At 71.5% G+C, this 22,354-nt stretch carries 22 protein-coding genes and 1 pseudogene; 12 read left to right on the top strand and 11 right to left on the bottom strand.

Features of this window, described 5'->3' with window-relative positions:
• Window positions 1–84: 84 nt before the first annotated feature.
• The 4 genes and pseudogenes from ACHFIV_RS29705 to ACHFIV_RS29690 all read right to left on the bottom strand — a co-directional run bounded on the left by ACHFIV_RS29705 (window position 85) and on the right by ACHFIV_RS29690 (window position 4,970).
• Complete coding sequence (locus ACHFIV_RS29705; protein ID WP_398975453.1) at window positions 85–1,716, bottom strand: alpha/beta hydrolase; 1,632 nt, start codon at window positions 1,714–1,716, stop codon at window positions 85–87.
• Between the two features lie 453 nt (window positions 1,717–2,169).
• Window positions 2,170–2,928 (bottom strand): SDR family NAD(P)-dependent oxidoreductase, encoded by a 759-nt coding sequence (locus tag ACHFIV_RS29700; RefSeq protein ID WP_398975451.1) that lies wholly within the window; start codon window positions 2,926–2,928, stop codon window positions 2,170–2,172.
• Between the two features lie 62 nt (window positions 2,929–2,990).
• Entirely contained in the window at window positions 2,991–3,326 is a 336-nt protein-coding gene (locus tag ACHFIV_RS29695) for a YnfA family protein (protein WP_398975450.1), read from the bottom strand.
• Between the two features lie 229 nt (window positions 3,327–3,555).
• Window positions 3,556–4,970: pseudogene (locus ACHFIV_RS29690) on the bottom strand (FAD-dependent oxidoreductase).
• 106 nt (window positions 4,971–5,076) lie between these two features.
• On the opposite strand from ACHFIV_RS29690, the gene ACHFIV_RS29685 reads away from it, so the two are divergent.
• Window positions 5,077–5,652 (top strand): TetR/AcrR family transcriptional regulator, encoded by a 576-nt coding sequence (locus tag ACHFIV_RS29685; RefSeq protein ID WP_398975449.1) that lies wholly within the window; start codon window positions 5,077–5,079, stop codon window positions 5,650–5,652.
• A gap of 20 nt (window positions 5,653–5,672) precedes the next feature.
• Here ACHFIV_RS29685 and ACHFIV_RS29680 read toward each other — a convergent pair whose 3' ends face one another.
• Entirely contained in the window at window positions 5,673–6,422 is a 750-nt protein-coding gene (locus ACHFIV_RS29680; RefSeq protein ID WP_398975446.1) for a Mut7-C RNAse domain-containing protein, read from the bottom strand.
• A 58-nt stretch (window positions 6,423–6,480) separates the two neighbouring features.
• The gene (locus tag ACHFIV_RS29675; RefSeq protein WP_398975444.1) at window positions 6,481–7,323 is read right to left on the bottom strand and encodes a DUF6597 domain-containing transcriptional factor; all 843 of its coding nucleotides are present in this window, start codon (window positions 7,321–7,323) and stop codon (window positions 6,481–6,483) included.
• 82 nt (window positions 7,324–7,405) lie between these two features.
• On the opposite strand from ACHFIV_RS29675, the gene ACHFIV_RS29670 reads away from it, so the two are divergent.
• A complete protein-coding gene (locus ACHFIV_RS29670; RefSeq protein WP_398975442.1) occupies window positions 7,406–7,972 on the top strand; it encodes a TIGR03086 family metal-binding protein in 567 nt (188 codons plus the stop codon).
• Here the strand turns inward: ACHFIV_RS29670 and ACHFIV_RS29665 are convergent.
• Window positions 7,911–8,216 (bottom strand): hypothetical protein, encoded by a 306-nt coding sequence (locus tag ACHFIV_RS29665; protein ID WP_398975441.1) that lies wholly within the window; start codon window positions 8,214–8,216, stop codon window positions 7,911–7,913. The genes ACHFIV_RS29670 and ACHFIV_RS29665 overlap by 62 nt on opposite strands.
• A 640-nt stretch (window positions 8,217–8,856) precedes the next feature.
• Between ACHFIV_RS29665 and ACHFIV_RS29660 the strand changes: the two genes are divergently transcribed.
• The 3 genes from ACHFIV_RS29660 to ACHFIV_RS29650 are packed head-to-tail and all read left to right on the top strand — an operon-like array spanning window position 8,857 to window position 12,052.
• Window positions 8,857–10,539 (top strand): SpoIIE family protein phosphatase, encoded by a 1,683-nt coding sequence (locus ACHFIV_RS29660; RefSeq protein WP_398975439.1) that lies wholly within the window; start codon window positions 8,857–8,859, stop codon window positions 10,537–10,539.
• Window positions 10,536–11,630, top strand: a complete 1,095-nt coding sequence (locus ACHFIV_RS29655) for a B12-binding domain-containing protein (protein WP_398975437.1) — start codon at window positions 10,536–10,538, stop codon at window positions 11,628–11,630. The genes ACHFIV_RS29660 and ACHFIV_RS29655 overlap by 4 nt, the downstream gene beginning before the upstream one ends.
• Window positions 11,627–12,052, top strand: a complete 426-nt coding sequence (locus ACHFIV_RS29650; RefSeq protein ID WP_398975435.1) for an STAS domain-containing protein — start codon at window positions 11,627–11,629, stop codon at window positions 12,050–12,052. Before ACHFIV_RS29655 ends, ACHFIV_RS29650 begins: the two co-directional genes overlap by 4 nt.
• Before the next feature lie 81 nt (window positions 12,053–12,133).
• Here ACHFIV_RS29650 and ACHFIV_RS29645 read toward each other — a convergent pair whose 3' ends face one another.
• The 4 genes from ACHFIV_RS29645 to ACHFIV_RS29630 form a co-directional block, all read right to left on the bottom strand.
• Window positions 12,134–12,508, bottom strand: a complete 375-nt coding sequence (locus ACHFIV_RS29645) for an STAS domain-containing protein (RefSeq protein WP_398975433.1) — start codon at window positions 12,506–12,508, stop codon at window positions 12,134–12,136.
• A 126-nt stretch (window positions 12,509–12,634) separates the two neighbouring features.
• Complete coding sequence (locus ACHFIV_RS29640) at window positions 12,635–13,120, bottom strand: ATP-binding protein (RefSeq protein WP_398975431.1); 486 nt, start codon at window positions 13,118–13,120, stop codon at window positions 12,635–12,637.
• An 82-nt stretch (window positions 13,121–13,202) separates the two neighbouring features.
• Window positions 13,203–13,556 (bottom strand): STAS domain-containing protein, encoded by a 354-nt coding sequence (locus ACHFIV_RS29635; protein WP_398975429.1) that lies wholly within the window; start codon window positions 13,554–13,556, stop codon window positions 13,203–13,205.
• 96 nt (window positions 13,557–13,652) lie between these two features.
• Entirely contained in the window at window positions 13,653–14,249 is a 597-nt protein-coding gene (locus tag ACHFIV_RS29630; RefSeq protein ID WP_398975426.1) for a hypothetical protein, read from the bottom strand.
• 293 nt (window positions 14,250–14,542) lie between these two features.
• Between ACHFIV_RS29630 and hemL the strand changes: the two genes are divergently transcribed.
• The 7 genes from hemL to ccsB all read left to right on the top strand — a co-directional run bounded on the left by hemL (window position 14,543) and on the right by ccsB (window position 22,346).
• The gene (gene hemL, locus ACHFIV_RS29625; protein ID WP_398975424.1) at window positions 14,543–15,850 is read left to right on the top strand and encodes a glutamate-1-semialdehyde 2,1-aminomutase; all 1,308 of its coding nucleotides are present in this window, start codon (window positions 14,543–14,545) and stop codon (window positions 15,848–15,850) included.
• Window positions 15,847–16,536 (top strand): histidine phosphatase family protein, encoded by a 690-nt coding sequence (locus tag ACHFIV_RS29620; protein ID WP_398975422.1) that lies wholly within the window; start codon window positions 15,847–15,849, stop codon window positions 16,534–16,536. The genes hemL and ACHFIV_RS29620 overlap by 4 nt, the downstream gene beginning before the upstream one ends.
• A 343-nt stretch (window positions 16,537–16,879) precedes the next feature.
• On the top strand, window positions 16,880–18,130 hold the full coding sequence (locus tag ACHFIV_RS29615; RefSeq protein ID WP_398975420.1) for a hypothetical protein: 1,251 nt from the start codon (window positions 16,880–16,882) through the stop codon (window positions 18,128–18,130).
• A gap of 67 nt (window positions 18,131–18,197) precedes the next feature.
• Window positions 18,198–18,803, top strand: a complete 606-nt coding sequence (locus ACHFIV_RS29610) for a TlpA family protein disulfide reductase (RefSeq protein ID WP_398975418.1) — start codon at window positions 18,198–18,200, stop codon at window positions 18,801–18,803.
• A gap of 4 nt (window positions 18,804–18,807) precedes the next feature.
• On the top strand, window positions 18,808–19,572 hold the full coding sequence (locus tag ACHFIV_RS29605) for a cytochrome c biogenesis CcdA family protein (RefSeq protein WP_398975415.1): 765 nt from the start codon (window positions 18,808–18,810) through the stop codon (window positions 19,570–19,572).
• A 6-nt stretch (window positions 19,573–19,578) separates the two neighbouring features.
• Window positions 19,579–21,267 (top strand): cytochrome c biogenesis protein ResB, encoded by a 1,689-nt coding sequence (gene resB, locus ACHFIV_RS29600; RefSeq protein WP_398975413.1) that lies wholly within the window; start codon window positions 19,579–19,581, stop codon window positions 21,265–21,267.
• A complete protein-coding gene (gene ccsB / locus ACHFIV_RS29595) occupies window positions 21,264–22,346 on the top strand; it encodes a c-type cytochrome biogenesis protein CcsB (protein WP_398975411.1) in 1,083 nt (360 codons plus the stop codon). The genes resB and ccsB overlap by 4 nt, the downstream gene beginning before the upstream one ends.
• Window positions 22,347–22,354 lie beyond the last annotated feature (8 nt).

Here is a 22,354-nt window from a genome sequence, read left to right as displayed (position 1 = left end):
GCCGTGAGCCGTGATCGTGGGCTGATGGGGCAGTGGCGGCGGGGTCGCGCGACGGGGGGCGCCGGGTTGTGCGGCCTGCGGGGCTCAGGAGACGATGCGGGCCGTTCCGCCGCCGCCGGTTGCCACGCCGCCGCTCGGTTCGGGAGCGGCGAACGGGGGCGTGTCCTGCCGGCACGTCGTTCCGGCCGGCGGGAGGGTGCCGTCGACGAAGTAGCGGCTCTCGTGGTCCTGGACGCATCTGCTGGGGTTGAGCAGGGCGGTGTGTCCGTATCCCTCGTTGGTCAGCAGGCGGGCGTCGGCCAGTGCTCCGGCCATGGCCCGCGAGTTCGGGTAGGCGGTGGAGGGGTCGTAGGCGGTGCCGACCACCAGGACGGGGTTGGCGGTCCGCTTGTTCCAGGGGCCGGTGTAACGGTCCGGGGAGGCCGGCCAGGTGGCGCAGCCCGCGGCCGCCCAGGTCCAGAAGCGTCCGGTGTCGCCGGCACGCGCGGCGGCGGCCTTTTCCAGTGCGTGGTACGTCCCGGGGTCGCGCGGGTTGGGGCTGTCGCCGCAGAGCACCGCAGCGGCCTGTTCCTCACCCAGGTACGGGATCGGGTCCGGGACGGGTGGTGCGGGCGGGAAGGCGGCCGGCTCCGGGGCGCGGCCCTGCCACAGCTCCTGCAGCCTGTCGGCGAGGTCGGCCCAGCCGGGGTCGACGATGTAGAGGCTGTTCACCACGTCGGCGACCGTACGGGCGTAGGTCCACGTCTCCACGGGCTTCTCGCGGAGGCGCCGCGTCAACTGGCCGAACTTGTCGCGCGTGGCTTGAGGGCCGCCGGCTGAGAACGCGCAGCGGGAGGTGGTCGTGGCGCCGCAGAGGTCGAGGAACTTGTCCAGGGTCGCTGCCGCACTGCGGTCGGACCCCACGCGCAGGAACGTCGTGAGCCGGGCGGTGTCGGACCCGTCGTCCGTCCAGGCGTCCGGGGCGATGTTGCTGTCCAGGGTCATGGCCCGGACCTTGCCGGGGAAGAGGTTGGCGTAGGTGGCGCCCAGGATCGTGCCGTAGGAGATCCCGTAGTAGTTCAGCTGCGGTTCTCCCACCGCACGGCGGAGCTGGTCGAGGTCGCGGGCGGTGTCGGCGGTCGACACATGGCTCAGGAGCTCGGGGTCCCGCTGCCGGCAGCGCCGTGCCAGGTCCTCGTAGGCGGCGACGAAGGCCGTCCGCTCCCTCTCACCCACCGGGAAGCCCGCCGCCTTGCCCGCGTTCCAGTCGGCGGCCTCCTGGGGACTCGCGAAGCAGTTCACCGCGGTGCTGCTGCCGACGCCGCGGGGGTCCCAGCTGACGATGTCGAACCGGGCCCGTACCTCGGGTGGGAAGGACTCGTAGTTCTGGGGCATCTGCACCGTCCCGGGCCCGCCGGGGCCGCCGGGGTTGAAGAAGAGGGTGCCGACGCGGCGTCCCGGGCCGGTCGCCTTCCGCTTGACGACGGCCAGCTCGATCGAGCGGCCACCCGGTTCCTCGTGGTCCAGCGGCACCCTCGCCGTCGCGCAGTCGAAGGGGCTGCCCTGCACGCAGGGTCTCCAGTCCAGCTTCGGGGCGGGCACCGAAGGGGCGGGCGCACCGCCGGCCGCGACGCGGTCCTGCCCGGTCAGTACCACCGAACAGGTCATCAGCGCGGCGACGACCGCGGCCTGACGTCGCCGGCCCGCTATGAATCCGCGCAGGGGGTGTACGGGCATACTCCGGCCTTCTCTCTTGATGACGGAGCGCCCGGGACCACCGATGACCACCGATCAACCCGGCCCGGGCACACTTCCGTGTCCACAAGACAGGGGTGCCGGACAGCACGCGACGCGACCGCAGCCGAATGGCCGATCCATGCGCTCGTCAGCAAGGGCGGGGGCATGGGTATGGGCGGGGCGTGGAAAGGGCGGGACGGGGCGCGGGCGCGGCCGGAGCGAGGGGCGTGCGTCCGGGGCTTCTCCGGATGCCCTCCTCGGGTCCCACCCGGGGATCCGGACAGGTGCGCGCGGGCGAGCCCCGGGCCCGGAGGTCCGGGGCCCGGGGCCGGCAGTGGGCCCTCAGCCGTCAGCCGTCGGCCCGTGGGCCGTCAGCCCGTCAGCCCGTCAGAACAACAGTCGTAGGTCGTCAGTCGTCAACCGTCGGCCCGTCGCACGGTTCGGCCCTCGCCCTCAGAGTGTGCGGTGGACCTTGGAGTTGGAGGCCTGGGCGCGGGGGCGGACCACCAGCAGGTCGATGTTGACGTGGCTGGGGCGGGTGACGGCCCAGGTGATCGTGTCGGCCACGTCGTCGGCGGAGAGCGGGGCGTCCACACCTGCGTAGACCTTGGCGGCCTTCTCGGTGTCGCCGCGGAAACGGGTGGTGGCGAACTCCTCGGTCTTGACCATGCCGGGCGCGACCTCGATCACGCGGACCGGGGTGCCGACGATCTCCAGACGGAGCGTCTCCGCCAGCACGTGTTCGCCGTGCTTCGCGGCGACGTAACCGCCACCACCCTCGTACGTGGAGAGGCCGGCCGTCGATGAGAGGATCACGATGGTGCCGTCCCCGCTCGCGGTGAGTGCGGGGAGCAGCGCCTGGGTGACGTTGAGGGTGCCGATGACGTTGGTCTCGTACATCTGGCGCCAGTCGGCCGGGTCGCCCGTGGCCACGGGGTCGGCGCCCAGCGCGCCGCCCGCGTTGTTGACCAGGACGGCCAGGGACCGGAACGCGGTCGCGAACTCGTCGACCGCCGCCCGGTCGGTGACGTCCAGGGCGTAGGCCGCCGCCTGGTGGCCGGTTTCGGTGAGCTCGGCGGCCAGGGCTTCTATGCGGTCCTTGCGGCGGGCGGTGAGCACCACGCGGTATCCGGCGGCGGCCAGTTGCCTGGCGGTCGCGGCGCCGATGCCGCTGCTCGCGCCGGTGATCACGGCGATGGGGGTGGCGGCCATGCGAACTCCTCGGGCGGCTGATCGGTACGCGGTCAGGATAGGCGGGCGCTCCGGGCGCGACGTCAGTGGTTGCGGGGGGCGTACATGATCAGCGCCATACCCGCCAGGCAGATCAGCGCGCCGGTCACGTCCCAGCGGTCGGGGCGGTAGCCGTCCGCGACCATGCCCCAGGCGATGGAGCCGGCGACGAACACCCCGCCGTACGCCGCGAGGATGCGTCCGAAGTCGCCGTCCGGCTGGAGAGTCGCCACGAACCCGTACGCGCCGAGGGCGATGACACCCGCGCCGATCCAGACCCAGCCGCGGTGCTCACGCACGCCCTGCCAGACGAGCCAGGCGCCCCCGATCTCGAAGAGCGCGGCGACGACGAAGAGGGCGACGGAGCGTGCGACCAGCATGGAGCCAGCCTGTCATGCGGGCGGGAAGGGGGGTGCGGAGGCCGGTGGCGTGAGCGAGTGGGGGCAGGTGTCGAGGGTGGCGGTGTCCGGCCGTCCGGTCGCCGGACGGCTGGGCGGGCGGACGGCCGGGCGGGCGGGCGGGGGAGGCTGGAGGGGCGGGCCCGTCGACAAGAGGGGTCGGCGGAAGGTCTGCCGGGTGTCGGCAGGCCCGGTGCATGCCCTCGGGCGGTCATCGGCCGAGGGCCCGTCGCAGCACCTCGGGCCCGGGTGCCCCGCCCGCCCAGGCGATGTATCCGTCGGGGCGGACGAGCAGGGAGGTCCTGCGGTCGCCTGTCCAGTGGGTGTGGACGAACGGGACCGGTCCGGCGGGAGCGGAGGTGCCCCGTGGTGTGACCAGGACGTACGAGCCGCCGCGCAGGAGCTCCAGCAGACGGCCTTCGGCGCGGCGTAGGAGATCCCGACCCCGGAGATCATTCCGATGACCTTGTCCGAGGCAGGTCGCACGAGGGCCAGCGCCTGGGCGAGAGCTGTCCGCGCGAGCCGCTGTGACGGGGAATCGGCCATGGCCAGGCGGATGATCGCGCCGCTGGCACGCAGGACCTGGGAGCCGACCGGATGCCGCTCGGCGTGGTAGCTGTCGAGCAGCGCCTCGGGGTCGGCGCAGTGCCCCCGCAGGACGGCCACGAGCTTCCAGGAGAGGTTCGCGGCGTCCTGGAGTCCGGTGTTCATGCCCTGGCCGCCCGCCGGGGAATGGACGTGGGCGGCGTCCCCGGCGAGGAAGACCCGGCCGGTGCGGTAGGCGGGGACCTGGCGCTCGTCGCTGTGGAAGCGCGAGATCCAGCGGGGGTCGTGCATCCCGTGGTCCGTGCCGAGCGCGGTACGGGCGATCTCGCGCAGCTCGTCGAGCTCGACGGGATCGCTGTTCTCCGCCTGGCGGGTGCGGTTCCAGCCCATGACGCGGTACCAGCCGTCACCGAAGGGGGCGATGAAGGCGAAGGCGCCGCCCGCGCCGTTGACCGTGAGCAGCTCGGAGGGCGCCTCGGCCAGCCGGACATCGGCCAGGACGATGGACTTGATCACGGCCTTTCCGGGGAAGGGCAGGCCGAGGGCCCGGCGGACGGAGCTCCGCACACCGTCCGTTCCCACGAGGTACCGGGCCTCGACCGTCGAGCGGACGCCGTCGGCGGCGCGTATCTCCGCGGTGACCGTGTCCCCGGCGGCGGAACGGCTCAGGCCGAGCAGCTCCGTGTCGTGACGGAAGTCCACTCCGGCCTTGAGGGCGCGCTCCCTCAGCAGGTGTTCGACTTCGTACTGCGGGGTGATGAGGAGGAAGGGGAAGCGGGACCGCAGCCGGGTGAGGTCGAGCGAGAGCCTGCCGAAGAGACGCATGCGGGTGAGGGGCGTGCCGGTCGCGACCAGGGCGTCGGCGAGCCCCCGCGCGTCGAGCACTTCCAGGGTCCGCGCGTGCACGGCGAACGCCCGGGTCGCATTCGCCGTCTCGCGAGGGCGGCGCTCGACGAGGGTGACCGAGACCCCCTGGGCGGCGAGGTCCCCCGCCAGGAGCATCCCGGTGGGGCCCGCGCCCACCACCACGACGTCCGTGGTGCCCGAGTGACTGGATTCGTTGCTGGACATGCCGGTCATGACGGCCTCCGGGGGCAGATGCCAACGCTTGTTGGTCAACACATGTTGGCAACGGTAGAGCGGGTGCCCCTGGCTTGTCAACGGATGTTGGCCTACAGTTGTTGGCGTGACAGCGCACGCCTCCTCCGCCCCGCGCCGCTCGGACGCGACCAGAGCCGCGATCCTCGAAGCCGCCCGCGAGCGGTTCGCCGCTGACGGGTACGAGCGCGCCACCATCAGGGCCATCGCCCGTGACGCGGACATCGACCCGTCCATGGTCATGCGCTACTACGGCTCCAAGGAGGGGCTGTTCGCCGCCGCTTCCGCGATCGAGCTGCGGCTGCCCGCCCTGGGCGCGCTGCCCGGCAAGCACGTCGGTGCGGTCCTGGTCGGTCATTTCCTGGACCGCTGGGAACAGGACGAGGTGCTGACGGGCCTGCTCAGGGTCGGCGTCACCAACGACGCGGCCGCCGAGCGGATACGGGCCGTCTTCACCGATCAGCTCGGGCCGGTGACCGCCGGCGTCTGTCCCGATCCCGCGGACGCCCCCCGTCGTGCGGCGCTCGTCGCCTCACAGATCCTGGGCATGGCGCTCGCGCGGTACGTACTGCGCATCGAGCCCGCCGTGGCGATGTCCCGGGAGGAGATCATCGGGTGGCTCGGGCCCACGGTGCAGCGCTATCTGACGGCCGAGCAGCCCTGAGGGCGGGTCTCCGCGACCTCTCAGGCCGTCGGCGTCTGGCTCCCCGCGCCGCCGAATTCCCGCAGGGCCTGCGCCACGACGGCCTCCAGGCGAGCGTGGTGGGCGCCACGCCAGTAGACCCGGCCGCAGGCGGCGCACCGGGCGAACACGTCGTAGGACGCCTGCGTGCCCTGCTCCAGGTGGGCGCTCACGGAGTCCTTGTCCGCCTCCGCGAGTACTCCGTTGCACGCGGTGCAGCGGGTCCACGGCGCGAGTGCGGGGGCGAAGCGGCCCAGGACGTCGCGGAGCTGTTCCTCGGGCCGGTCGCTGTACACGTAGGCGCCCGCCCAGATCTCCCTGCGCCGCAGCAGCCCCCGGTCCCGGGAGAGCATCACGCGTCGTTGCTCCGCCGAGAGGGCGGCGAGTGCCGGGTCGCCGATGTCCTCGCTCTCGTACGCGGCGTCCACGCCCAGCAGCCTCAGGCGCCGGGCGAGCGTGCCCAGATGGACGTCGAGCAGGAAGCGCAGCGGTGCCCCGGGGACCTGCTGAGGGCGTCGTACCGCCCGCACTTCGACCAGTTCACCCGCTCCGGGGATGTGTGAGACGGGCACGGGCCGGCCGTCGACGAGGAGCTCTCCGGCCTCGGTGAGCGGAACGCCGAGGGACTCCACGACGTGCCCGAGGGTCGACGAGCCGTCCGTGGTGACGGCCGTGCGTCCACGGCGGCGGTCGTGGGCGACGAAGAGCCGCAGTTCCGGGGCTACCTCGAGGGTGATCTCGGGTCCGTTCACCTGGCCAGGATGCCACCCCGCGGGCTGCGGCAGCGAGAGGTTTCCGGCGGTCGCCGAGTCAGCGCTGCGCGAAGGCGGTCGGGGGCACTCCCACCGTGGCCGTGAAGTCCCTGACGAGATGGGCCTGGTCGCTGTAGCCGAGATCGGCGGCGAGCTCCGCCCAGTCGGGGTCCGGGTCCGTCCCGGCGCGCTGCAACGCCTCATGGATGCGATGGCGGAGGATGACCCACTTGGGTCCGACGCCCACACAGGTGGAGAAGAGCCGCTGCAGCGAGCGCACGGAGAGGCCGCCCTCGCGGGCGAGGGCGTCGACCCGCAGCAGCGAGCGATCCGTACGCGCGAGCTCGGCGAGCTCCGTGGCGAGTTCCGCCTGCCGGTCCGGCGGGGGGACGAGGGGCAGCAGATACGCGTCCAGCGCAGCGACCCGGGTGTCCTCGTCGGCAGGGTCGAGGACCGCCCGCACCGTCCCGGCCGCGGAAGGCCCGTATCCGGGTGCGGCCAGCGCCTCGTCGGCGGGGACCCGGCGCCCGGTCCACTCGGACACGGGCCGGTGCGGGGCGAACGGCCGGAAGGCCCCGGCCCTGAACTTCACGCCGCACACCCGTCCCCTGCCCTCCAGCCGCCGGCTGAACAAGCCCCGCACGATGCCGTGGACCTCGGCCACACCGGCTCTGTCCGTCTCACCGCCCGACTCCAGGCGCTGGAAGACGAGGTGGACGCTCGGATGAGGGACCACGTGCGAGGTGTACGGCTCGGTCAGGTCCCAGTCGATCAGCCAGTAGTGCTCCAGGTGGGGCCGCAGGGCCGGTGCGGGGTCACGGAGCCGGAACCGCACGCGTGCGAACAGGTCGGGGGCGTCGACGATGCCCCGCGTCTCGCGTCCGGGTCCGGGTCCGGCCATGGTCGGATCCTAGGCCGCGTGCGTGCCGCACCTGTCGCGTTTCTTCAAGACGCCGGGTCCTGCCGGGGGCATCGTCGGAAGCATGAAGACGATCAGTGAACTGCTCGACGGAGCCGCCGCGCGGGCGGTGCCCGTGGTGCGCGGTATCAGGGACGACCAGCTGGCCGACGGCACACCGTGCAGCGAGTACGACGTCCGGGCCCTGCTGAACCACCTGTTCCTCGTCATCGAGAACTTCCGCGCCCTGGCGGTCAGGGGCGCCACCGACTTCAGCCGGACGGAGGACGTCGTCACGGGGGACTGGCGAGGCCGGTTCGAGGACGAGACGGCGCTGCTGGTGAAGGCGTGGGCCGAGCCCGGCGCGGAGGAAGGGACGGCCGGAGCCATGGGGATGCCGGCCAGGACGGTGGGGCTCATGGTGCTGGGCGACCTGACCGTGCACGCATGGGACCTCGCCCGTGCGACGGGCCAGGAGTTCGAGCCCGACCCCGCCGTGGTGGACGAGCTGGAGCCGGGCCTGGCCGCGATGGCGCCGCAGGCCCGGGAGATGAAGGTGTTCGGCGAGCCGTTCCCCGTGTCGCCCGGGGCTACGGCCTTCGAGCGGGTGCTGGCCGTGACGGGCCGCGATCCGGGCCGCCCCCGCCGCTGACAGCGGGCGCGTTCCCGGCCGGGCGCGGGACGGCCGGGTCGGCGTAGAGCCCGCCGAGGGCGGCGTACGCGCTGTCGACGACGGCTTCCGCCAGGTCCAGTACGTCGCGCGCCGCGAGACGGGCCGCCTTCCGCGTGTACGGCGACGGTGGACACCGGCGCTGCCGTCGGCAGTCGCAGAAGGCGTACACCCCGCTCACGACGACGACGGCCGGGACGGCCAGGGTCAGCAGCAGGTCATCCATGTGGGGGGCCTCCTCGGGAGTCGTGCTCCTTGCATCGGCAGACCCGGCAGTGGGGCTGGAGATCGTTCTCGGCCAATGAATGGCCGAAGGGCGCCCGGTGGCTGCTGCGCCCGGCGGTCGCGTCCGCGTGTCGAGTGGCCCGGGGGAGACGCCCGGCACGCCACGCACACGGTGCGCTGAGCGACGTAGGGCCTTCGCTCCGTCACACCCGGGGGCCCGTCCCGGACTCCGCAGCGGGTGCCTGCCGCCGGTTTCGCGGTGACGGTGGTCACTGCGTCCGTGCGGGCGCCGCCGAAAACCTCACCACCGCCGAAGGAGCGGTGCTGCCCCGTGGGACGGGTGGCTGACGCACCGGCGCGCGGGGGCGGCAAACCACCGAGGGCGTGCGCCCGGCCTGCGTTTCCGGCGGACAACACCGGGCGAACGTGGGGCGGGACCGGCCGCCTCGCGCCGCCCGCCCGGAGTGTGTGCTTCATGTGAAGGTCCGAGGCGGGAAAGGTGTGCACGCCGTTCCAGGACGTCCCCGATACGAGGGGGGTGGGTTGCCATCCACTCCTCGACTGGGCAATGGTTGCCGAAGGGAAAGTAATTTTCGTCCAGTTGGAAGGTGGTGCGACTCGCCGCAGGCGGGTCCCCCCTCATGGCTCGTCCGAAGGATCACATCGCTACGAGAACTCAGCAGCAGTCAGCGTCCGACACGTGGGACTCCGCCCCCTACGCCGTGATCGTCGTCGACAGGACGGGAACAGTCGTCGACCACAATTCCGCCGCCGCCTCGCTGATGGAAGGCGCGCCCCGGGGCAGCGCACTGTCGGAGACAGTGCCGCCCTGGCTGGCACGTGCCCACCAGGAGATGACGGACCCGGTCGGCAGCCCGGCCGGTGACACCCCTTCCACCGCACCCCGCCACGCCTACCGGGGCCGGATCGGCCCGCGGAGTTTCGCGGCGCACCCCGCCCCGCACGGCGACGGTGACGTGACGTGGTGGCTGGTCGACGACACGGACCGGTGGCGCGTCGAGGAGGAACTGGCGACGGAGCGCGAGCGGACCGCCTTCCTGGCCGAGGCGTCGAACGTCCTGCTGGCGTCGCTGAACACCGACCGCTGCATGCAGGTCACCGCCCAACTCGCCTCCCAGCACCTCGCCGAGGCCGCGGTCGTCATCCTGCCCGCCGCAGGGCAGCGGCTGCCCATGGCGTACGCGGTCGGTGGCCGCACCGCCGTGCGCGGCACGGTGACGGCCGACCCCGGCCAGGTCCCCGGTCTGAGCGAGGCGCTCCAGGGCTTCCCGCCCGTCCCGTCCCGGTGGATCGACCCCGCGGCACTGCCCGGCTGGCTCATCCCGGAGGGCTTCACCGGCACCGTCGGGTCGGCCGCCGTCACACCCCTGCCGGGCCACGGTGTCCCGGCAGGGGTCCTGGTCCTGCTGCGCAGCACGGGCTCCACCGAGTTCAACGAGAACGAAGAGGTCTTCGCCCGGCTGTTCGCCGCACGGGCCGGTGCCGCCCTGTCCGCCGCGCGGCTGTACGCGGAGCAGAGCGACATAACCCGCACGCTGATGCGGGATCTGCTCCCGCCCCGTCTGGACCGGGTGAACGGCGTCGAGTTCGCCGGCGGCTACCAGCCGGCGGCGGCGCGGGACCGGGTGGGCGGCGACTTCTACGACGTACACCCCGGCAGCACACCCGACGAGCCGTCTCTCGCGGTGCTCGGCGACGTGTGCGGCAAGGGCCTGGACGCAGCCGTACTGACCGGCAAGATCCGCAACACGCTGCAGGCGCTGACGCCCATGGCGGGCGACCACGAACGCATGCTGCGGCTGCTCAACGGCGCGCTCCTCAACTCGCACCACACCCGCTTCGCGACCCTGGTGCTGGCTTCGGTCCGGCGTGAGGAGAACCGGGTACGCCTGCGTCTCACGTCGGCGGGCCACCCGGCTCCGCTGGTGATCCGCAACGACGGCCGTGTGGACCAGGTCGACACCCGGGGGACGCTCGTCGGGGCGCTGCCCCACATCGACGCCCGCACCGTGGAGACCGACCTCCGTCCGGGCGAGACGTGTCTGCTCTACACCGACGGCGTCACCGAGGCACGCGGCGGGCCGCTCGGTGACGAACTGTTCGGTGAGGAGCGGCTGATGCGGGCCATGGAGGAGTGCGCGGGCATGCCGGGCAAAGCCGTGGTCGAGCGTGTCCAGATGCTCGCTTCCCAGTGGCTGCACGACGGCAGGCACGACGACATGGCCGTGGTGGCGATCACCGCACCGCTGACCACTCATCTGAGTGCGGTGGACGGCCACACCCGGGGCAGGTACACGGCATGAGCACTCACACACTCGCCACGCCCCGGCTGCGCGGCCTCCAGGACCGGTTGTGGGACGCGGTGACCGGCCGGGACGAACACGCCGCCGTCGACGTGGTCTTCACCGCCCTGGCCGACGGAGTGGACCCGGAGACCGCGCTGCTGGACGTGATCGCCCCCGTGCAGGCACGCGTCGGCGCCGAATGGGCGGCCAACCGGCTCAGCGTGGCGCAGGAGCACGCGGCGAGCGCCATCGCCGAGCGGGTCATCGCCGCGCTCGCCCACCACCCCGCCGCACGCACCACGCCCCGGCTGGGCAGGGTCACCGTGGCCTGTGTGGACCAGGAATGGCATGTGCTGCCGGCCCGGTTGCTGGCGGAGGTCCTCACCCTGCGCGGGTGGCAGGTCGACTTCCTCGGGGCCCAGGTGCCCACGCCCCATCTCATCGGGCACCTGCACAGCAACGGTGCGGACGTGGTCGCGCTGTCCTCCTCCATCCCCACCCGGCTGCCCACCGCCCACGCGGCGATCACCGCCTGCCAGGCGGCGGGGGTGCCGGTCCTGGCCGGCGGGGCGGCGTTCGGCACCGACGGCCGGCACGCGCGCCGGCTGGGCGCCGACGCCTGGGAGCCCGACGCCCGGTCGGCGGCGCGCCGTATCGCGGACGGCATACCTGTGCCGCTGCCCGCCGCGGGAAGGCAGCAGATAGACGATCTGCCGCACCTCGGCGACCAGGAGTACACGCTCGTCGTCCGCAGCAGGCCGCAGCTCGTGCGGGAGGTGCTGGCACAGCTCGAGAGCCGCTTCCCCCCGGCGGCGGCCTACACGGAGCAGCAACGCGAGCACACGGCGCAGGACATCGCCCACATCGTCGACCACCTGGGCGTGGCCCTCTACATGGACGACGACGAGCTCTTCACCGGATTCCTGGAGTGGACCGCGGGCATTCTCGGTGCCCGGCAGGTCCCGGCCGCGTCGCTGCGACCGGTCCTCGACGTCCTGGGGACGGAGCTCAAGGACTTCCCCCGCTCCACCCGGCTGCTCGACCGGGGGCGCGCCGTCCTGGACACCTTCCTCGCAACCGCCGGTTCAAGACCCCGGAGCACCGGATGACCGAACGTCCCAGTCCGCCCCTCACCCTGGGAGTCGAGGCAGGCCCGGGTGCCGCACGTCTGTGCCTGGCCGGTGACCTGGACTACGACACCAGCGAGCAGTTCGTCGAGCGGGCCCGGGCCTGCCTCGACGACGACCCCGCCCTGCGGGACCTCTTCCTCGAGTGCTCCGGACTGCGGCTGTGCGACTCGATGGGCGTGTCCAGCCTTCTCCTGGTCCACCGGGGCACGACGTCCCGTGGGGTGGTGCTGCACCTGGAGCACCCGCCCGCCTTCCTCCGCAGGATCCTGGACGTCACGGGGACCCTCCAGCTCTTCGCTCTCGACGGGGCGGGCCGGCAGGACGAGCAGGAGGAGGAGGGCGGCCGGACGCCCGCCGACGCCCGGTACCAATCCGTTCCTCCGCCCGCTCCCTCCGGCTGACACGGCGGCCCGGTCCGCGCGGGTGCCCGGCTGACGCGCCGGAGCGTCGGCCCCTCGGCAGCCGGCGGGGACGACGGGCGGTCAGGAAGAAGCCGCCGGCGGCGCAGCGAGGGCCGCGTCGAGGGTGGGATGGATCCGGAGCACCCGGTCGACGCCCGCGGTCCGCAGCAGCCGCGTCAGAGCCGTGCCCGGTGCGGCGATGCGCAACTCCGTCCGCTGGTGCACCTCCAGGATGAGACTGAGGAACGACGAGTCGGCGAAGGTGATCGCGGACGCGTCCAGTACGACGACCTCGTGCCCGGCCACCGCCTGCCACATCGCGATGAAGAGCGGATCGACGGTGTCGGAGTCGAGATCACCCCGGGCGCGGACGACCCAGCAACCGTCGATCTCTTCTTCGGCCACCACCACGGGCAGGTGGGTCGGTGCGGAGTTGTCGAGGGGCTCGCGGACCATGCGGGAAATTATGCCAACTCCCCCCGCCGGTCCGCCCGCACACTCCTCGCCCGGCCTTCCGTCCGGACACCCCCCGCCGCCGTCCCGCCTCGCCGGCCGGAGAGGGCCGCCCTCGCGAGGCGTCGCTCAGACGAGGGCGACGAGCGCGACGATGTGTTTGCCCCCGGGGACGTACGTGACGGAGACCTGCTTCGCCAGGCGGCGCACCAGGAGCCAGCCGTAACCCCCGACGGCGGCGGTGGCCGGGCCGCGCTCCGCGGTGACCGGTGGCAGCGTACTGGCGTCGGCGACGGTCAGGAGGAGGCCGTCGTCGGTGATCTCGGCGGAGAACCCGGTGAGCCCGCCGCCGTGCCTGACCGCGTTGGTCACCAGCTCCGAGGTCACCAGGAGCGCGTCGGCCACCACGACGTCGGCCGGGCCCTCTCCGCCCAGTCCGCAGAACCGTGCGTCCAGGAGCCGGGTGACGACGTCCCGCGCGGCGGCCGCGTTGCGCGGCACGGCCGGCCCCCGGCCGGTGCTCGCCGTCCCCTCCGGGGCAGACCGGCCGTCGGCGCCTTCCGGACCCTCGGCCGGACTCCCGCCGTCCCACAGCACTTCTCGATCCCCGTTCATTACTTCCTGCGCCTGCCCGGACGGGCTCCCGCCACACTCCCTGCCGGGAACCATGCCGACGGGCGGCGCGGTCCGCGGGAGGTCAGCATGTCAACGCCGCGTCCACCGTGTCGGCGACCGTGAAAGCGCCCAGCGTGCCCGAGACCTCGAGGAGGCGGCGCACCTCCGTCTTCAGCGGCCCGGCCAGAACCAGCCGCACCCCGGCGTCCACGTGGCGGTGCCGGGCGTTCAGCAGGACGTGCAGCCCTGTGGAGTCGGCGAACTCCAGCCGGGAGAGATCGGCCACCGTCAGGCGCCCTCCACTCCCGGCGGCCGCTTCCAGCGCCTCGACCAGCCCGGAAGGCGCCGACCACCCGTCCAGGCTTCCCCGGACACGGATCACGACGACATCGTCGTCCGTGGTCTCAACGACCACCTGCAGTTCATCCGCCGTCATGCGTCATATGTTCCTACACCGCGGCGGCGGCGTGGAGCCCGCGTGCGCCACCCCGCCCTCGCACCCGTCCGGACGCCAGGGAGGCCCGCTGCCGCGTCAAGGCCAGACCAGGCAGTACGCCTGGTGTCCCGCGTCATGCAGCCGGTAGGAGAAGTCCTGCCACTCGTGGAGCAGCTGGTAGACGTTGAACGCGTCGCGCGGGCCGCCCCGGTCCGGCACCGTGGACCAGATGAAGGCCGCCGCGCCGACGGACTCCTCGCCGACGTCCCGCAGCGGGTCGACCACCGTCATCGGCAGCTTGACCACCGCGTAGTCGGGATGGAGCACGACCAGCTCCAGCGGGGGGACCTTGTTCAGGGGTATGCCCTGTATGCCGGTGAGGACCATGGCCGCCACCGTCTCGGGCTTGATCTTGCTGAACATGCCGCCCATGCCCAGCTCGTCGCCGCCCAGCTCCTCGGGACGCATGGAGATGGGCACGCGCGCGGCGGTGGCCCCGTCAGGAGCACCGAAGTACTTGTAGGTCACCCCCACCCGTCCACTGCTCCTGCTCCCGGATCCATCGGCACCACCCGCCTGTGCGTCCTGCACGCGCTCGGCCTCGCGCTCCGCCTTGCGCCGGTGCCGCCCTCGCCGGGCAGGCTCGGGCCCCAGGTCGTCGGTCCCTTCGCCCACTCCGCCACCGCGATGCATATCTCATCCACCCGACTACTTCTTAGGAGACACAGCCCCGCCGCGCAACCCGATCATCGTCAGTGACCTCCCCCACGGGCGTGCGGTGAAACACCTGTCCGCAAGACCGTCGAAGCCTCTGACACCATGGCATGTGTGAGCTTTCCCTATGACGCCCCAGTTTCGCAGACGCGAGGAGACTGACGCCCTTTCGTTGTACGAGCCTCATACGGGGAGAGCGCGCTCCCTGCTCACCGGCTGCCGGGAAACCCGGCGAGGCCCCCCGAACCCCCGAATCGCAGATCAGGACCAAAGTGGCGTATTCATACGAAGCACCAGTTTCGCAGACGCTTTTCGACCGCGCGTCCCTCGTGACGCCCGGCGGCGTGAACTCTCCCGTGCGTGCCTTCCGGGCCGTGGGCGGTACGCCCAGGTTCATGGTGTCCGGCACGGGTCCGTACCTCACCGACGCCGACGGCCGTGAGTACGTCGACCTCGTGTGTTCGTGGGGGCCGATGATCCTCGGCCACGCGCACCCCGACGTCACGGCGGCCGTCCAGGAAGCCGTGGCCCGGGGTACCTCCTTCGGTACGCCCGGTGAGGGCGAGGTGGCGCTCGCCGAGGAGATCGTGGCCCGGATCGAGCCCGTGGAACAGGTCCGGCTGGTGTCGTCCGGCACCGAGGCGACCATGTCCGCGATCCGGCTGGCCCGTGGCTTCACCGGCCGCGCCAAGGTCGTGAAGTTCGCCGGGTGCTACCACGGGCACGTCGACGCGCTGCTGGCCGCGGCCGGGTCCGGGGTCGCGACCTTCGGCCTGCCCGACACGCCGGGCGTGACCGGCGCCCAGGCGGGCGACACGATCGTGCTGCCGTACAACGACCTGGAGGCCGTACGGGCCGCCTTCGCCGCGCAGCCGGGTGAGATCGCCTGCGTGATCACCGAGGCGTCGCCGGGCAACATGGGTGTCGTGCCGCCGCAGGACGGTTTCAACGCCGGGCTGAAGGAGATCTGCGCGGCCGACGGCGCGCTCTACATCTCCGACGAGGTGATGACCGGATTCCGTACGTCCAAGGCCGGCTGGTACGGCGTCGACGGGGTGCGGCCCGACCTGATGACCTTCGGCAAGGTCATGGGCGGCGGCTTCCCGGCCGCGGCCTTCGGCGGCCGGGCCGACGTGATGGCCCGCCTGGCCCCCGCCGGTCCCGTCTACCAGGCGGGCACCCTCTCCGGTAACCCGGTCGCCACCGCGGCCGGCCTCGCCCAGCTGCGGCTGCTCGACGACGCCGCGTACGCGACGGTCGACGCGGTCTCCGCGGAGGTCCGTTCGCTGGTCGGCGAGGCGTTCACCAAGGAGGGCGTCGCACACACGGTGTCGGCGGCGAGCAACATGTTCTCCGTCTTCTTCACCGACGCGCCCGTCCGGAACTACGAGGACGCGAAGAAGCAGGAAGCTTTCCGCTTCACCGCGTTCTTCCACTCGATGCTGGAGCAGGGCGTGTACCTGCCGCCGTCCGCGTTCGAGTCCTGGTTCGTCTCCACCGCCCATGACGAACGGGCTCTGGAGCGGATCGCAGCCGCGCTGCCGGCCGCCGCCCGCGCCGCGTCGGAGGCCACGGCATGAGCGGGGCCACGGACAAGGACATCACCGTCGTCCACCTGATGCGCCACGGCGAGGTGCACAACCCGGACGGCGTGCTCTACGGGCGCCGCGCCGGTTACAGCCTGTCCGAGCTCGGCCGGCAGATGGCCGACCGGGTCGCCGGGCACCTGGAGAAGCGGGACATCACCTACGTGGTGGCCTCCCCGCTGGAACGCGCCCAGGAGACGGCCACGCCGATCGCCAAGTCGCAGGGTGTGGACCTGGCGACCGACGAGCGCCTGATCGAGGCCGGCAACGTCTTCGAGGGCAAGGCCTTCGGGGTCGGCGACGGCGCCCTGCGCAGGCCGGAGAACTGGAAGCACCTCACCAACCCGTTCAAGCCGTCATGGGGCGAGCCCTACATCGAGCAGGTCGTCCGGATGATGGGCGCCCTGGACGCGGCGCGGGACGCCGCGCGCGGGCACGAGGCGGTCTGCGTCAGCCATCAGTTGCCGATCTGGATCGTGCGCAGCTTCGTCGAGCGCCGCCGGCTGTGGCACGACCCGCGGAAGCGGCAGTGCACTCTCGCGTCGCTGACGAGTTTCACCTACCAGGGCGACAAGATCGTGTCCGTCGGCTACACCGAACCCGCCCGGGACCTGGTACCGGCCCACCTGCTCGCGGGCGCGAAGCCCGTCAAGGGCAAGTCCAAGGCGTTCGGGGCGTAGGGTCCCCGTCCGGATCCGGCGGGGGCGCCGGGGCCCGGCAGGGCTTCGGCTTCCTCGCGGTCCGATCCGGACGGTGGCCCGGGCGGCGCCCGCCGGGCCGCCGGGCCCGGCCGCCCCCGCGCCGGGCCGCCGGGCTCCGGAGTCCGCGCCCCGAGTCCCGGGCTCCTGCGCCGGGCCCGGGGCTCGGGGCGTCGTCCGTCCGCATTCCACGGGCGGCACCTGTAAGGGTCTGTGCATGTAACAACTTCTCTGACTGCCGACGGAACCCCCGTGTTGTTTTCCGCATCTAAGCCATCGCCAGTTTGTATGACCTTGAGGTAATACGACCGCAGATGGGGATGCTATGCGTGAAATCAACCGGAGGGGACTGCTCGGGGCCGGACTCGGAGCCGCAGCCGCACTCTCGATGACCGGCTGCGGATCCCTCGGCTCGTCGGACAGCGGCCCGGATCCCGAGAAGGGTTCCCGGGGCGGAAAGGGGACGCACGGAAATGGCGGGGGCCCTGAAAAACAGGTCAGGCTGATCGGTGACGGCTCGACGGCGGACACCGGAAAGCAGCCGAAGCAGCCCGCCGCCCCCGTTCCGCTCGAGCCCGGGCAGAAGCCGCCGCAGTTCGTGATCTTCTCCTGGGACGGGGCGGGCGAGGTCGGCAACGGGCTCTTCCCGCGATTTCTCGAACTCGCCGCGGAACACGACGCGGCGATGACGTTCTTCCTCTCCGGGATCTATGTGCTGCCCGAGTCGAAGAAGTCCCTCTACCGTCCGCCCAACAACCCCCGGGGCGCCTCCGACATCGGTTATCTCACCGACGACCACGTCAAGCAGACCCTGGAGTACGTCCGCCGGGCCTGGCTCGACGGGCACGAGATCGGCACCCATTTCAACGGGCATTTCTGCGGCGGATCCGGATCGGTCGGCAACTGGTCACCCGCGCAATGGCGGAGTGAGATCGACCAGGCGGTCTCGTTCGTCACCGAATGGCGGACGAACACCGGGTGGACGGATCTCGACCCGCTGCCGTTCGACTACCGCAAGGAACTGGTCGGCGGACGCACGCCCTGCCTGCTCGGCCAGGACAATCTCCTCCCGACCGCCGGACAGCTCGGCTGGCGGTACGACGCGAGCTCGCCGGGCGGCACCCAGATGTGGCCCGAGAAGCGCCAGGGCGTCTGGGATCTCCCACTGCAGGCGATTCCTTTTCCCGGCCACAGCTTCGAAGTCCTGTCCATGGACTACAACATCCTCGCCAACCAGTCGAAGAATTCGACCAACGGCATGCCGTCGCGCTATCCGGGGTGGCGTACCCAGGCCACCGAGGCGTACGTCGCCGGATTCGACCGCGCCTACGAGACGAATCGCGCGCCCTTCTACATCGGCAACCACTTCGAGGAGTGGAACGGCGGCATCTACATGGACGCCGTGGAGGACGCGCTGAAACACATCGCGGGCAAGCCGGACGTGCGCCTCGTCTCCTTCCGGCAGTTCGTCGACTGGCTCGACGTACAGGACCCGGCGGTACTCGCGAAGCTTCGTACGCTCCAGGTGGGGCAGTCGCCCGACGGTGGCTGGAACACCTTCTTTAAACAGGCTTGACAAGGGGCTTTACGGGCACCGAGGGGGGTGCCCAAGATCCCCGGATCTGCCATGCGAAACTTTTCACATGAGCTCTGGCCGCGCATCCCGACGCCGCTTCACCCTGCTCGCCGCCACAGCCGTGGCCGGTGTCCTGACCCTGTCCGCGTGCGGTGGGGACGGCACCAAGGCGGGTGGCGGCGGCAACACGAACTTCGTGACCGGCAGCGGTGGCATCTCCACCGTGGCCAAGGGCGACCGCACGGACGCGCCGAAGCTCGACGGCACGACCCTGGACGGCGAGGCGCTCGACGTCGCCGACTACAAGGGGAAGATCGTCGTCCTGAACTTCTGGGGATCCTGGTGCGGCCCCTGCCGCGCCGAGGCCAAGCACTTCCAGAAGGTGGCGCAGGAGACCGAGGACCAGGGCGTCCAGTTCGTCGGGATCAACACCCGGGATCCCCAGAAGTCCCTCGCGGTCAGCTTCGAGGAGGACTTCGGGGTCACCTACCCGAGCATCTACGACCCGACCGGGAAGCTGCTCCTGCGCTTCCCGAAGGGCACGCTGGCCCCGCAGGCCATCCCGTCGACCGTGGTCGTCGACCGGGACGGCAGGATCGCCGCCCGTACCCTCGCCGCCCTCGACGCGGAGAAGCTGCGCAAGATGATCGACCCGCTGATCGCGGAGAAGTGACGCCGTGCTCCGACTGGCCGCGGCATCCGGTTTCAACGACACCGTCTTCAACGGCGCCCTCCTGGTGGCTCTGCCCATCGCCCTGCTCGGCGGCCTGGTGTCGTTCTTCTCGCCGTGCGTCCTGCCGCTCGTCCCCGGATACCTGAGCTACGTCACCGGAGTCAGCGGCACCGACCTCGCCCAGGGCCGGCGGGGCAGGACCGTGACGGGCGCCTCCCTCTTCGTGCTCGGTTTCACCGCCGTCTTCGTGTCCGGCGGCGCGCTGTTCGGCTACTTCGGCCAGACCCTCCAGGACTACAGCGGGGTCCTGTCCAAGGTCCTCGGCGTGCTGATGATCCTGATGGGCGTCTTCTTCATGGGGCTGATGCCCTGGATGACGCAGCGCGAGTTCCGCATCCACAAGCGGCCGGTGACCGGGCTGGCCGGAGCGCCGCTGCTGGGCGCGCTCTTCGGCATCGGCTGGACGCCCTGCCTCGGCCCCACCCTCTCCGCCGTCAGCATGCTCGCGGTGGACCAGGGGACCGCCGGCCGGGGAGCGGTGCTGTCCGTGGCGTACTGTCTCGGACTCGGCATCCCCTTCGTCCTGGCGGCGGTCGCCTTCCGCAGGGCGCTGGGCGCGTTCGGCTGGGTCAAGCGCCACTACGCCTGGGTCATGCGGATCGGCGGCGGCATGATGATCGTGACCGGGATACTCCTGCTGACGGGCGCCTGGGACATGCTCATGCAGGAGATGCGAGTCTGGTCCGACGGCTTCACTGTGGGGATCTGAGTTTTCATGAGCAACACGAACACCACGGACGAGCGCGACCTCGGCCAGGCCGGGGAACAGCTCTCCACCGCCCCGCGCGAGGAGTCCGCCACCTCCGTACCGGCGATGGGCGTCATCGGCTGGGCCCGCTGGTTCTGGCGGCAGCTCACCTCGATGCGGGTCGCGCTGATCCTGCTCTTCCTGCTGTCGCTCGGTGCCATCCCGGGCTCGCTGATCCCGCAGAACAGTGTGGACGAGCTGAAGGTGCAGACCTTCAAGGAGGCCCACACCACCGTCACCCCGCTCTACGAGAAGCTGCAGTTCTTCGACGTCTACAGCTCGGTGTGGTTCTCCGCGATCTACATCCTGCTGTTCGTCTCGCTGATCGGCTGCATCGTCCCGCGCACGGGCCAGTTCATCGGCCAGCTGCGCGCCCGGCCGCCCGGCGCCCCGAAGAGGCTGACCCGCCTGCCCGCGTACACCACATGGCGCACGGACGCCGGTCCCGAGCAGGTCCGCGAGGCCGCCCTCGGGATCCTGCGCAAGCGGCGCTTCCGCTCGCACGTCGTGGACGACGCGGTGTCCGCCGAGAAGGGCTATCTGCGCGAGACCGGGAACCTGCTGTTCCACATCGCGCTGATCGTCATGCTGGTCGCGTTCGCCGGCGGGCAGCTCTTCAAGTCCGAGGGCGGCAAGCTCGTCGTCGAGGGCGACGGTTTCGCCAACACGATCACCCAGTACGACGACTTCAAGTCGGGCTCGCTCTTCGACAACGACGACCTCGCCCCCTTCAGCTTCGACCTGCAGGACTTCGTCGGGACGTACGAGCGCAGCGGCCCCCAGCGCGGGACGCCCCGGACCTACGAGGCACGGGTGACGTACGCCGAGGGAGCCCACGGGGAGACGAAGAAGAAGGTCATCGAGGTCAACAAGCCGCTCGTCGTCGACGGCACGAAGGTCTACCTCAACGCGCACGGCTACGCCCCGGTCATCTCGGTCAAGGACGGCAGGGGCAAGGAGGTCTACAGGTCCTCCGTACCCCTGCTGCCCATCGACAACAACGTCACCTCGACCGGTGCGATCAAGGTGATGGACGGCTACAAGGACAAGAACGGCCAGAAGGAGCAGCTGGGCTTCCAGGCCTTCTTCGTGCCGACGTTCGCGGGCGACGGCAAGGGCACGATGTTCTCGCAGTACCCCGGCCTCGACTACCCGGTCCTCGCGCTCAACGGCTACTACGGCAGCCTGGGCGTCGACTCCGGACTGCCGCAGAACGTGTACCAGCTCGACACGTCCCAGATGAAGCGGTTCGAGGACAGCAACGGCGACCAGCTCAAGAAGCGGCTGCGCCCCGGCGAGACCATGCAGCTCCCCGACGGCGCCGGCTCGATCACCTTCGAGGGCGTCGAGGAGTGGGCCAGTTTCCAGATCACCCGCCAGCCCGCCAGCGGCTGGGCGCTCACCGGCGCCGTCGCCGCCATCGCCGGACTCGCCGGGTCGCTCTTCATCCAGCGCCGCCGGGTGTGGGTGCGCGCGGTGAAGGGGCCGGACGGGGTCACCGTCGTCGAGATGGCCGGCCTGGGCCGCAGCGAGTCCGCGAAGCTGCCCGAGGAGCTCGGTGACCTGGCCGCCGCGCTGCACACCATGACGCCGACCGCACCCGGCTCCGAGCCCGGACAACCTGCCGAAGAACCTGCCGAAGGGGCTGGGAAGTGAATCTCGCCGCCGCAACCAACGAGAATCTGGCGAACATCAGCAACACGCTGATCTACTCCTCGATGGCCGTCTACACCCTGGCCTTCTTCGCGCACATCGCGGAGTGGGTGTTCGGCAGCCGCAGCAAGGTCGGCCGGACGGCCGCCGCGCTGAAGAAGGACTCGGCCGCCGGCGGTTCCGCCGCGCCGGTGCGGGTCGCGCAGCAGGGCGGCACCGCCGTGCTGGAGCGCCCCGAGGTCGTCACGCGCTCCGCCGCGGGTACCCGTGACGTCCCGGACGGGCCCGGAGCGGCGGGCGGGACCTTCAAGGGCGACCTGTGGGGCCGGATCGCGGTCTCCCTGACCGTCGTCGCCTTCGCCGTCCAGGCGGGCGGGGTCCTCGCCCGCGCCCTGTCGGTGCAGCGGGCCCCCTGGGGCAACATGTACGAGTTCTCGATCACCTTCTCCACGGTGGCGGTCGGCGCCTACCTGGTCCTCCTGGCGCTGCGGAAGAACGTCCGCTGGATCGGCCTGATGCTGGTCACCACGGTCCTGCTGGACCTCGGTATCGCGACCACCACGCTCTACACCGACAGCGACCAGCTGGTTCCGGCGCTGCACTCCTACTGGCTGTGGATCCACGTCTCCACCGCCATCATCTGCGGCGCGGTCTTCTACCTCGGCGCCGTGGGCACACTGCTCTACCTGTTCCGCGACAGCTACGAGAACAAGCTGGCCAACGGCGGCACGCCCGGCAGGTTCGCGACCTCCGTCCTGGAGCGGCTGCCCGCCGCGAAGACCCTGGACACCTTCTCGTACCGGATCAACGCCGCCGTGTTCCCGCTGTGGACGTTCACGATCATCGCGGGCGCGATCTGGGCGGGCGACGCCTGGGGCCGCTACTGGGGCTGGGACCCCAAGGAGGTCTGGTCCTTCATCACCTGGGTCGCGTACGCCTGTTACCTGCACGCCCGTGCCACGGCAGGCTGGAAGGGCCGCAAGGCGGCCTATCTGGCTCTGATCGCCTTCGGCTGCTGGCTCTTCAACTACTACGGCGTGAACATCTTCGTCACCGGCAAGCACTCCTACGCCGGAGTCTGACCGGCACA

The organism is Streptomyces sp. ALB3, assembly GCF_044385685.1.
Taxonomy (GTDB): Bacteria; Actinomycetota; Actinomycetes; order Streptomycetales; family Streptomycetaceae; genus Streptomyces.
This window is presented reverse-complemented; position numbering and strand designations above follow the sequence as displayed.